Genomic DNA, 10816 nt, shown 5'->3' with positions numbered 1-10816 from the left:
CCGACGACAAGACATCATCACGCGAAAGCCGTTGGCTGTCAGCCAGATTAACCGAGCACGGCGCAAGTTGATCTTGCGCTGGTTAAATCTCAAGCCTGGAGCGACTGATCTTTTCGATCAGCTGAGATCGAGTTATCAGAGGAAGCTTCCGCCGCCGTTCACCGCTACCGTCTGCCCGGTGAGGAAACCGTTGCCGATCATCATGAGGACCGCCTGACCGATCTCGTCGGGTGTACCGATGCGGCCGACCGGCAGCCGGTCGGCGACACCCGATTCCTTCAGCGGCACAGCCATTTCCGTGTCGATGAGTCCAGGTGCAATGGCATTGACCGTGATCCCGTCGGCGGCAAGGCGCGCGGCGTAGCCGCGCGTGAGCCCCTCCAGACCCGCTTTGGACGCGTTGTAATGCACACCGATGCCGCCCGCGCCCCGAGCCGCCATGGACGAGACGTTCACAATCCGTCCCCAGCCTCGCTTCCGCATCCCGGGAACCACGGCTTGGGTGCACAGGAATGCTGACTTCAAATTGGCCGCCAGCGTCTGGTCGAAGTCCTCTTCGGTGATGTCGTCCACACCGCGGATAGTGGCGATTCCGGCATTGTTCACCAGTACGTCGACAGGACCGAGCTCGGACCCGACCCGCTCGGTCATCGCATCCACCTCGGCCCGTACGGTAACGTCGGCCCGCACCGCGATCGCTCTGCCTCCGGCCCGTTCGATCTCGGCGACCGTTGTGGCTGCTTCGTCCTGTCGATAGCGATAGTTGACGGCAACCGCTGCCCCAGCGCGGGCCAGTGCCTGCGCGACGGCCCGACCGATGCCGCGGGATCCGCCGGTGACCAGAGCTACACGGTTGACGAGTACGTTGTGTTCGTCCATGACGCGAACGTAAGCCTTGAAGTGCGCTCTAGGTCAAGGGCTCCTGGCTCGCGACCTGCTCCGCATGGCCTGTGTCGCCAAGGGCGGCTCACCCCGCAACATCCCGATCGCGTTCACCTGGAACGGCTCGCAGATCGTCGTCTGCACCTCGAAGAATGCCCCGAAACTGCGCTCCCTGCGGCACAGTCCGGAGGTCGCGTTGACGATCGACACCGAGGTGCACCCGCCGAAAATCCTGCTCATCCGCGGTCTAGCGGGGCTGGACGTGGTGGACGGGATCCCGCAGGAGTACCTGCAGATGAACGGCAGCTACGAAATGACGCCCGAGCAGCGCGTCGAGTGGGAGGCCGAGGTCCGCTCGCTCTACGACGGCATGGTGCGGATCGTCATCACCCCGACGTGGGTCAAACTCATCGACTTCGAAACCACCCTTCCCACGGCGGTCGAGGAGCTGGTCCAGCAGCTAGCCGAGCGTCAGTGCGCCTGATCTCGCGGCTGCTATCGCGATAAACCCGGCCATCCTGCGCCCGGCCACTCAGACAGTGGCGAGCGGGTAGGGCGGTGTGCCGATACCGACGATGCGGAGGTTGCCCCAGGGGTCGCGCTCCTGGAGGCGACCCGCGGTCGGCACGCCGCCGGGCAGAGTGAGGCGCACTTCGGTACGTCCGGGATCGGGTAACTCGTGGCCATCGCTCGCGGCGACACGTCCGTACCAGTGGTAGTGGCCGTCGATCGGATCCGGATGGCCACTGAGGGTGACCTCGACCGGAACCTTCACGCCTGGAGCATCGAGCAGCGCGGGACCCGAATAGTCGTGTGCCGGTTCACGATCCGCTGGCACGGTCAGGTCGTAGTGGCCGGGATCAGGCCGACGCATGGTGTGCCAGTAGGAGACGCCCGAACCCGGCCAGGCAGCCCGATTCACCCCGTGCTCGTCCAGGTACCAGCTCGGACAGCCGCCCGAATTCCAGACGGTGCCAGCGAGTTTCGACTGCACCCGCCGGTTGAATTCGTGCTGGGTCGCGGCGCGGACCTCGATCCGGCTGTTGGAGGTCTTGCGCAGCAGCTCCAGGCATTGGCGGATATAGTGAGCCTGCGCCTCGATCATGAAGACGGTGGACTGATTTCCGCCGCCCGAATTCGGGCCCATGATGAGAAACAGGTTCGGGAAACCGTGCACGGCGACGCCGAGGAACCCGGCCATACCAGTGCACCAAGCCTTTTGGAGAGTGAGCCCATTCACGCCGACGATGTGCTGATCGGTGAACCGATCGGAGATCTTGAATCCGGTCCCGTACACGATGACGTCGAATTCCTGCTCGATACCATCGGCGGTGACGATCCCGGATTCGGTGATCGAGACGATCGGCGAGGTCACCAGCGCGACATCCTCCCGCTGCAGCGCCGGATAGTAGTTGTTGGACACCAGAATTCGCTTACACCCGAGCCGGTAGTCCGGCGTGAGGCTGCGACGTAACTCGGGGTCGGCCACCTGACGACGCAGATGTGCCCGCGCCACCGCCTGCGCGCGCCGCATCAGGTCAGGATTCATGAACGCCGGGGTCAACGACTCGTAGCCCCAATAGATCGCCCAGCGGTAGAGCCGTTGCGCCCCTGGCAGATACCGGAACGTGCGATGCTCCACTGGCGACAGCGGCCGATCCGGCTTCGGCACGATCCAGTGCGGTGTCCGCTGGAACACCGTTACCTGCTCGGCCTGCTTCGCGATCTGCGGCACGAATTGCACAGCACTGGCACCGGTTCCAATGACAGCGATTCGCTTGCCGGTCATCGCGAAATCGTGATCCCACTGCGCCGAATGAAAACTGTTTCCCCGGAACATGTCCCGGCCCGGAAAGTCCGGCACGCTGGGTTCGTGTAGCGGCCCCGGCGCCATCACCACCGCGCGGGGCTGGAAGTGTCGCCCGTCCGCAGTGTGCACGTGCCAGCGGTCCGTCTCGTCATCGAAGTCTAGTGCGACGACATCGGATTGCAGCCGAATATGCTTGCGGATATCGAACTTGTCCACCGTGCGGCGCAGATACTCCAGCATCTCCGGCTGCCTGGCGAACATGCGGGTCCACTGCTGGTTCGGCTCGAACGAGTAGGAATACATCAGCGACATGACATCGCAGCCGCGGCCGGGGTAGGTGTTCGCCCGCCAGGTGCCGCCGATCTCCTCGGCCTTCTCCAGCACGATGAAGTCGTCGAATCCGGCCTTGCGCAACTCGATGGCCATACCGATACCACCGAAACCGGCCCCGACAATGACGATTTCGGGTTTGGTCATGCGTAAAGTCCCCGCCAGCGCCAGATTCGCTTGCCCATCGGGCCGATCAAGCCCTGCTTGTCCAGGAACGCGCCGAGATTCGCGGCACCGGTACCGAGCGCCTTCTTGGCATACGGATTATTCGTCGCGATCCGTCGAGCCGCGCGACCATCCAACCCCGCCCGGTCGTACATGTGCCGATTGGTCATCAGGTAGACGAACAGGGGTGCGGCCACCGCGACACATAAACGGGTGTAGGCCAATTCGGCCTGCGACATGGTCGGCACCCGCCGCGCCAGTGCGGCGCGGGCGAATCCGATATGGCGTGCCTCCTCGGTGACATGGATCCGCATGGCCCGAGAAACCAAGGGCTGCAACTCCGGATCGTCGAGGGTACGTCGCTGGATTGCGTCGAAGATCTCCTCGCCGACGAGTGCGCCCACCCAGGTCATCGATCCGCGTAGGAACAGCGGGAGGACTCCGATGGCGAGCCGACCGGGCAGTCGCGGCCAATACGGACGCGCTTCGATCCGGTCGATGAGCTTGCCGAACATCATCATGTGCCGACACTCGTCGCCCATTTCGGTGAGGGTGTAGTGCGAATGCCGGGTGGTCGGATCATCGCGCATCAGTTCCCGCAGCAGCAGGCGGTTGAGCAGATTCTCGAACCAGATGCCGACGGAGAGCACGTTGGCCAGTTCCTGGCGCGACAGTTCCCTGCGTTGCTGCGGAGTCATCGATTCCCACAGTGCGGTGCCGTAGAGCGAAACCACCTCCGGCGGCAGGAACAGTTTGTCCGGATCAAGCGGTGCTTCCCAGTCCATATCGACGGTAGGTTCGTACGACTTCTTCACCGAACCGGTCAGCAGGCGCTGTGCGAAGGATTCCGGTGGGATGACTGCGGCCTCGTTGCCCATGTCGGCTCCAACTCTCGAATACCTGATACAAGCTGTAACACTCAGGTTAGTGAGACAGGCTGTCACGGTCAATAGCATTCCGGGTATCGTGAGCTGGTGAGCAGCGGAAACCGCGACTCCGCCGGATCGGATGGTCGCAGCACTCGGTGGCACGGCCACAAGGCCCGCCGTCGCGCGGATGTCATCGATGCGGCGATCACGGTGATAGAAGAGCAGGGTGTAGAGGTCTCGGTGCAGGCGATCGCGGACCGGCTGAGCCTGCCGCGACCGGTGGTGTACCGGCATTTCGACGGACGCGCCGATCTCGATGAGCAGATTCGTCGAGAGATCCTGAATTCACTGCTGACCGCACTGATGCCGACCCTGCATCCCGACGGCACCCTGCGCGATGCCGTGCGGGGTGCGATCGGTACCTACATCGGTTGGGTCGAGCGTCATCCGAATCTGCACCGATTCCTGGGCGATGCCGCACCACTTGGGGATTCGTCACAGGCGCTGGCTGGTGCGCGCAATCGCATCGGTGGTCGGCTCGCCGATATGTTCGCAATATCGTTGGCGCGCTTCGGAATCGATCCGAATCGCGCCCGCCCGATGGCCTTCGGCATCATCGGCTTCGTCGACGGTTTCGTGAACAACTGGCGCTCCGATGCCGGGACCACACTGTCCTGCGATCAAGTCGAAGGCATCCTCACCGAATCGGTGCTCGCACTGTTCGAGGGCAATGCGCGCAGTCTCGGAGTTCCGCTGGAACGCGACACTATCGTCAAGGACCTGCTGAGCCGCGCGGAACCCGTACGGTCCCAATAGAATCCGTCACCGCCGCAGCCACCCCGCACATCGGCGGGTGAGCAATGGCATGACGACCCACACCATGGCCGCGACGGCGATCGGCACGATAACCGCCAGCCGAAGTGGCGGTGCCAGCGGTTCGAGCAGCGGCCCTGAGATCGTCACCAGGACTGTGAGCAGCGGATAGATGCCGATGACCGTCAACAGCCACAGCTTCCATTTGACCGGACCCGCGGGTTGCGTGGCCGGTATGCGGCTTTCGTCTGTCTGCTGCCGAGTCACCGTGCGGCCGCCTGGATCTCATCGACCAGCCGAACCGCCTCGGGCAGTTCGATGTGATCGTCGGGGAAGTTGCCCAGATGGCTCCCGGTCGCGGTGAGCACGGCGGTGGCCTCCAGGCCGCGCACCAGCAGTCCGACGTGTTCGACCGGATCGGGCACGTTGACCGGATCGTCGGCGGCCGCCAGCACCCGGAACTCGCGTGCCGCGCCACGAATTCGTGCCCAGTCGAACGGTTCGGCGAAGAATTCGGCCAACAGGTCATAGCCGACCTCATGTGCTGCGGTGGACACCAGTAGCACTCCGGCGAATTGCCCGGCCGCGGCGACATCGTGCTGCTCGAGCATGCGCAGCACATTGACCCCGCCGATGCTGTGGCCGACCAGAACGGTATCGCCGGCTGGGCCCGCCGCGGCCACCGCTTCGGTGAAGGCTTTGCGCCACGGGTCCAGCCGGGGTGCGTCCGGATCGGGCAGGTTCGGGATCGTCACGGAATGGCCGAGCGCGGTCAGCTCCGCCCTGAAATGGGGAAACCAGACGCTGTCTGCGCGGGATCCGAGGCCGTGGTTCACCACGATCGCACTCACTGTCACTCATCTCCTAAATCGAAACGCTCCGTAGCGTTTCGCAAAACGATAGCAGACGAATACACTGACCGCCATGGCTACGGGAAGTGCCGCGACACCGCGGTCCGGCGGTCGAACCCGCAGCGAAGCCGCACGCGATGCGGTACTGCGTGCGACGGCCGAACTGCTGGAGGAGCAGGGCTTCGGCAAGGTGACGATCGAAGGCGTCGCGGCGCGCTCGCGCGTCGCCAAGAGCACGATCTACCGCTGGTGGAAATCGAAGGCGGTCCTGGTCATGGACGCCCAAGGCATGGTGGTCACCCAGCGCATGCCGGATCCGGATACCGGATCGGTCGAACAGGACCTGACCGTCTTCCTCGAGGCGCTCTACGGTGTGGTCGAATATCCGTTGCGGGTCAAGGCATTACGTGGGTTGATGGCCGAGGCTCAGCTGGACCCGGACTTCGCCGGACCGTTCCGCGACTGGGTGCAGACTCGGCGAGATGTGGTGGCGCGCATAGTGACCCGCGGTGTGGCGCGCGGTGAACTCGCCGCCGACCTGGATATCGAGTACGCGACCGATCTGATCTTCGGACCGTTCTGGTACCGCCTGCTCGTCGAACACGCACCGCTGCGACCGGAGCAGGCATCGGTCGATATCGCGCGACTGCTCGCCGGATTCCGTACGCCCCTCGGCTGATCAGCCCCGGTGGAATTCGATTGCGAGGGCAAGTAATTCGGCCAGGTAATCGCCGTCGGTGCGCGACAGGCGCATTGCCTCATCGGGTGCGAAGGTGCGGACCTCGAGAATATTCTCCGCATTCTCGGGATTGGTCGGTGCGGAGTCGAGCGCCACATCCGCCGTGCACCACAGCCACGCCTTGTGCGGGTGCGGCTGCCAAGGATAGTGCGGTGCAGGGCGATCGGTGGTCGTGTGGTGGGCGCCGAACGGCCGCACCGATCCGACCGGGCAGGCACCGGCCTCCTCCATGAGTTCGCGTCGCACGCAGGCGTCGACGGTTTCGCCCGCCTCCCTGGTGCCGCCAGGCACGATCCAGATATCGCGATCGTCGCGACACAGCACGATATCGGCGCCGACGAAGCAGACGACGTGGATATTGGTGACCAGTTCGTCGGGTGGCAACTCGGTGGAGAACCGCACATCCAGACCGCCCCATTCCCAGCGGGTTGGCGTGTGCAGCAACGGATATCGGTCGGCGAGCGTCACACCGACGACGCTAGTCCACCTACTCGGTACCGGACTTGCCGATCTGGAAGTGGATGTGATCGATATGGGCCGCGCGACCGGATGTGGCCGGGAGCGGATGGTCATCCGGATGGTCGGGATGCAGGATGAAACTCGGATCGCCGATGCCGGAGATGGCAGTCGCGGGATCGGGACTGTCCGAGCAGTCCTGCCATTCACCCGCCGCGAAATCGTAGACGCTGCGGAAGAAGTCGGCGACGAACAGATCGCCGTCCGGATCGCCGAGCGGACTCGCATCGGGTTCGTCGAGTCGGTAGCGCACCCGGGATCCGGTGCCGCGCGGCCATGTTCCCCCGGGTGTCAGGGCGGTCTCGACGGCGCCCCAATGCGCTGCCACGGTGATTCTGCGCGATACGTCCCCGACCGGCATGGTGACACCGGCGAAATCGAAGGCGCGGCCCTGGCCGTGGCAGTCGTCGGAATGCGTTCCGCGGCCGCTTACTCCGAGGGTGTGCAACTCGGTGACGCCGAAATTTGCGGAGAGGAACCGACAGAATCGCACCAGTGCCAACGCATTTCGCGAATCGAGGTGTTGCGGTGCCACCCGGGTGCTGCCGTGGCGGATGACCACCCCGGCGAGACTGCCCGGTAGCGGCCGGCCGGACTGTGGGTCGAAACCTGAGAATCCGACCAGAGCCGGGGACGCCGGCCCGTCGAAGCGGATCAGGTCATCGTTCGCGAGACGTTCGAGTTCGGCGAACGCGTGGTCCTTACTCATTGCTCGGGCCGGTTCCGACACCACGCACCTCCTGTGCATCTGAAATCGATACGTCGACGCAGTTCGGTGACGTCGCGTCAGCATCCGGCAATGACGCGGAAAGAACACGAGTAGTCCGCTACTCGTGTTCTCCTCGGCCGCATCCAGCCGCATTCGCGCCGGTTTCGGGTGTTGAACTACGGCGATGTGCGCAGACGCGCGGTGGCTCAGTGTTCGCGGGCCAGCGCGCGGTAGCTGAGATTCCACACCCACTCGACCGGACCGCGCTCGAACCGGCGCAGCCACAGGTGTGCGAGTGCCACGATGATCAGTGCGACGAGCAGGTAGATACCAACGGTGAACGGCACCCGGGCATCGGGAGAGACGCGCGCGGCAAGGCCCAACCCCCACCCGTAGCACAGCGCCGAAGCGACCAGGTTCTGCAGGACATAGCAGCTCAGTGCCATTCGCCCGACTTCGGTGAGCCGCCTGCCGGCGAATCCGACCCGCGGACGACGCAGGTAGAACTCCGCGACGAGCGCGAGCAGACCGAAGGCAACGAAGGGGGCGGTGCCGTACCTGGTCAGCAAGACCAGATCGCCGCCGAGCACACCGACCGACAGATCGATCGGCGCGGCAACAGCGAATCCGATGATCATGAGCCGCCGACGTATCCGCGCCCCCTCCGGTCGGAACACCCCAACTCGGAACAATTGCGCACCCGCGAGGAACAGCGCGATCGACATCGGGAAGACGAAGATCGGCTCGAACCGGAACATGCCCGCGTTCTCCAGTCGGAACAGCACCAGATCCCAGAACGACCCGTCCGCATAGGGATTCGGATCCAGCGGCGCGCGTGGCGTCGAATCCTGTTGGTTCGCAAAGGCCATCGCGATGCCGATGAGGGTCAGCACGGCAATATGGAATCCGGCCGCGATGGTCAGCCAACGACATTGCGCGCGTTCACTTGTCGCGAGAATGAAGGCGACGACCAACCCGGTGACGGCATAACCCATCAGCACATCGAATTCGGCGACGAACACGAAGTTCAGCACACCGTCGAGGAACAGCAGCCCGGCCCGCCACGGATAGCTGCCCGGCCACTGTCGACCGGCCCGCACCGCCGTGCCCCGCTGGATGGCCAGGCCGATGCCGAACATGATGGTCAGCAGTCCGAGGAACTTGCCCTGTGCGAGCTGCTGCAGCACTCGCTCCGACCACATCCAGCCGGTCGCCGGGCTGCCCAATTCGTCGATATATCCGACGATGCCCTCGGGATGGGTGAGGATCCAGATATTGGTGCCGAGCGTGCCGAGGATCGCGATGCCGCGCAATACGTCCAGGGCGACCAACCGCGTGGGATTCTTCGGCTGGGTGACGCTCGGTTCATCCGACTTGCGGTGGCGCCCCGTGATTTCGGCGATCGAATCGGTCATATTCCGAATATCCCGGCCGTCGCGGCCTGGCCGTATCCTCCGGAAGTACGACCATCGGTATGACATCGAGGTCACCCGAGATCGCCGATGCCGCCGGTCTCGACCGGCGGCAGGCACGCGTCGCCTAGGCTCGACGGTATGCAGCGCATCATCGGTATCGAGGTCGAATACGGCATCTCCACACCCACTGAGCCGTCGGCCAACCCGATTCTCACCTCCACCCAAGCGGTTCTCGCGTATGCCGCCGCGGAGGGGGTACCGCGCGCGAAGCGCACGCGCTGGGATTACGAGGTGGAATCGCCGCTGCGCGACGCCCGCGGCTTCGACCTGAGCCGGATGAACGGTCCGGCCCCCGTGATCGACGCCGACGAGGTCGGCGCGGCCAATATGATCCTCACCAACGGCGCCCGGCTCTACGTCGACCACGCCCATCCGGAGTATTCCGCACCTGAGGTCACCGATCCGCTGGATGCGGTCATCTGGGACAAAGCCGGCGAACGGGTCATGGAGGCGGCCGCGCGGCACGCGTCGAGCGTGCCGGGTGCGCCGCGACTGCAGCTGTACAAGAACAACGTCGACGGCAAGGGCGCCTCCTACGGCACCCATGAGAACTACCTGATGAGCCGCGACACCCCGTTCAACCAGATCATCGTCGGGCTCACCCCGTTCTTCGTCTCACGCCAGGTGATCTGCGGTTCCGGCCGGGTCGGCATCGGCCAGTCCGGTGATCACGCCGGATTCCAGCTGTCCCAGCGCGCCGACTACATCGAGGTCGAGGTCGGCCTGGAGACCACGCTCAAGCGCGGCATCATCAACACCCGCGACGAACCGCACGCCGATGCGGACAAATACCGCCGCCTGCACGTCATCATCGGCGATGCCAACCTCGCCGAAATGTCTACCTACCTCAAGGTCGGCACCACCGCGCTGGTGCTGGATCTGATCGAGGCCGGCGAGGATCTGTCGGATCTGCAGCTGGCCCGCCCGGTCACCGCCGTCCACCAGATCAGCCATGACCCGACCCTGCGCGCCACCGTCGCGCTCACCGATGGCCGTGAACTCACCGGCCTGGCGCTGCAGCGCATCTACCTGGACCGGGTGGAGAAGTTCGTGGCCCGCAGCGGCAACGACGACGAGCGCGTCAAGGACATCCTGGAGAACTGGGCCAACGTGCTGGATCTGCTGGAACGCGATCCGATGGAATGCGCCGATCTGCTCGACTGGCCCGCCAAGCTGCGCCTGCTCGAGGGAATGCGCAAGCGCGAGGGTCTGAGCTGGGCCGCGCCCAAACTGCACCTGATGGACCTGCAGTACTCCGACGTCCGCCTGGACAAGGGTCTCTACAACCGCCTGGTCGCGCGCGGCTCGATGAAACGCCTGGTCAACGAGCAGCAGGTGCTCGACGCGATGACCAACCCGCCGACCGACACCCGCGCCTACTTCCGCGGCGAATGTCTGCGTCGATTCGGTGCCGATATCGCAGCGGCCAGCTGGGATTCTGTGATCTTCGACCTGGGCGGCGACTCGCTCGTGCGCATCCCGACCCTGGAACCGCGCCGCGGTACCCGGGCTCACGTCGGCAAGCTGCTCGACGGTGTGCATACCGCCGCCGAGTTGGTCGAACAGCTGACCACTTAGCAAAGTCGCGCGAATAAGCCCAGGTAGCAACGATTATCGCGATCGCAACCACGACGGAGCGAGTCTTACGAGCGAGGAG

The 10816-nt window shown here is 64.6% G+C and carries 12 protein-coding genes; 4 read left to right on the top strand and 8 right to left on the bottom strand.

Translation table 11 applies throughout. From position 1 onward, the window contains the following. Positions 1-135 precede the first annotated feature (135 nt). On the bottom strand, positions 136-879 hold the full coding sequence (locus ACFYOW_RS32025) for an SDR family NAD(P)-dependent oxidoreductase (protein WP_387293802.1): 744 nt from the start codon (positions 877-879) through the stop codon (positions 136-138). Between the two features lie 16 nt (positions 880-895). Between ACFYOW_RS32025 and ACFYOW_RS32020 the strand changes: the two genes are divergently transcribed. Next, on the top strand, positions 896-1366 hold the full coding sequence (locus ACFYOW_RS32020) for a pyridoxamine 5'-phosphate oxidase family protein (protein WP_387293801.1): 471 nt from the start codon (positions 896-898) through the stop codon (positions 1364-1366). 48 nt (positions 1367-1414) lie between these two features. Here the strand turns inward: ACFYOW_RS32020 and ACFYOW_RS32015 are convergent, their stop codons facing one another. Beyond that, a complete protein-coding gene (locus ACFYOW_RS32015; protein WP_387293800.1) occupies positions 1415-3169 on the bottom strand; it encodes a DUF4873 domain-containing protein in 1755 nt (584 codons plus the stop codon). After that, complete coding sequence (locus ACFYOW_RS32010; protein WP_387293799.1) at positions 3166-4065, bottom strand: diiron oxygenase; 900 nt, start codon at positions 4063-4065, stop codon at positions 3166-3168. Before ACFYOW_RS32010 ends, ACFYOW_RS32015 begins: the two co-directional genes overlap by 4 nt. Before the next feature lie 96 nt (positions 4066-4161). On the opposite strand from ACFYOW_RS32010, the gene ACFYOW_RS32005 reads away from it, so the two are divergent. Beyond that, complete coding sequence (locus ACFYOW_RS32005; RefSeq protein ID WP_387293798.1) at positions 4162-4872, top strand: TetR/AcrR family transcriptional regulator; 711 nt, start codon at positions 4162-4164, stop codon at positions 4870-4872. Between the two features lie 6 nt (positions 4873-4878). Here the strand turns inward: ACFYOW_RS32005 and ACFYOW_RS32000 are convergent, their stop codons facing one another. Together ACFYOW_RS32000 and ACFYOW_RS31995 are read right to left on the bottom strand one after the other, a co-directional pair. Continuing rightward, positions 4879-5136: a hypothetical protein gene (locus ACFYOW_RS32000; protein ID WP_387293797.1), complete on the bottom strand. Its 258-nt coding sequence runs from the start codon at positions 5134-5136 to the stop codon at positions 4879-4881. Then, on the bottom strand, positions 5133-5726 hold the full coding sequence (locus ACFYOW_RS31995; protein ID WP_387293796.1) for an alpha/beta fold hydrolase: 594 nt from the start codon (positions 5724-5726) through the stop codon (positions 5133-5135). The genes ACFYOW_RS32000 and ACFYOW_RS31995 overlap by 4 nt, the downstream gene beginning before the upstream one ends. A 67-nt stretch (positions 5727-5793) precedes the next feature. On the opposite strand from ACFYOW_RS31995, the gene ACFYOW_RS31990 reads away from it, so the two are divergent. Further along, the gene (locus ACFYOW_RS31990; protein WP_387293795.1) at positions 5794-6399 is read left to right on the top strand and encodes a TetR/AcrR family transcriptional regulator; all 606 of its coding nucleotides are present in this window, start codon (positions 5794-5796) and stop codon (positions 6397-6399) included. On the opposite strand, the gene ACFYOW_RS31985 is transcribed toward ACFYOW_RS31990, so the two are convergent. From ACFYOW_RS31985 to ACFYOW_RS31975, 3 genes are all read right to left on the bottom strand, one after another. After that, entirely contained in the window at positions 6400-6927 is a 528-nt protein-coding gene (locus ACFYOW_RS31985) for an NUDIX domain-containing protein (protein ID WP_387293794.1), read from the bottom strand. A 19-nt stretch (positions 6928-6946) separates the two neighbouring features. Next, positions 6947-7705 (bottom strand): hypothetical protein, encoded by a 759-nt coding sequence (locus tag ACFYOW_RS31980; protein ID WP_387293793.1) that lies wholly within the window; start codon positions 7703-7705, stop codon positions 6947-6949. A 185-nt stretch (positions 7706-7890) separates the two neighbouring features. Beyond that, positions 7891-9099: a DUF418 domain-containing protein gene (locus ACFYOW_RS31975; protein WP_387293792.1), complete on the bottom strand. Its 1209-nt coding sequence runs from the start codon at positions 9097-9099 to the stop codon at positions 7891-7893. 138 nt (positions 9100-9237) lie between these two features. Between ACFYOW_RS31975 and dop the strand changes: the two genes are divergently transcribed. Beyond that, positions 9238-10737, top strand: a complete 1500-nt coding sequence (dop, locus tag ACFYOW_RS31970; protein WP_387293791.1) for a depupylase/deamidase Dop — start codon at positions 9238-9240, stop codon at positions 10735-10737. Positions 10738-10816 lie beyond the last annotated feature (79 nt).

The organism is Nocardia sp. NPDC006982, assembly GCF_042869435.1.
In the GTDB taxonomy this organism is placed as follows: Bacteria; Actinomycetota; Actinomycetes; order Mycobacteriales; family Mycobacteriaceae; genus Nocardia.
Note: the sequence above shows the minus strand (reverse complement) of the source record. Positions and strands in the feature narration are given on the sequence as shown.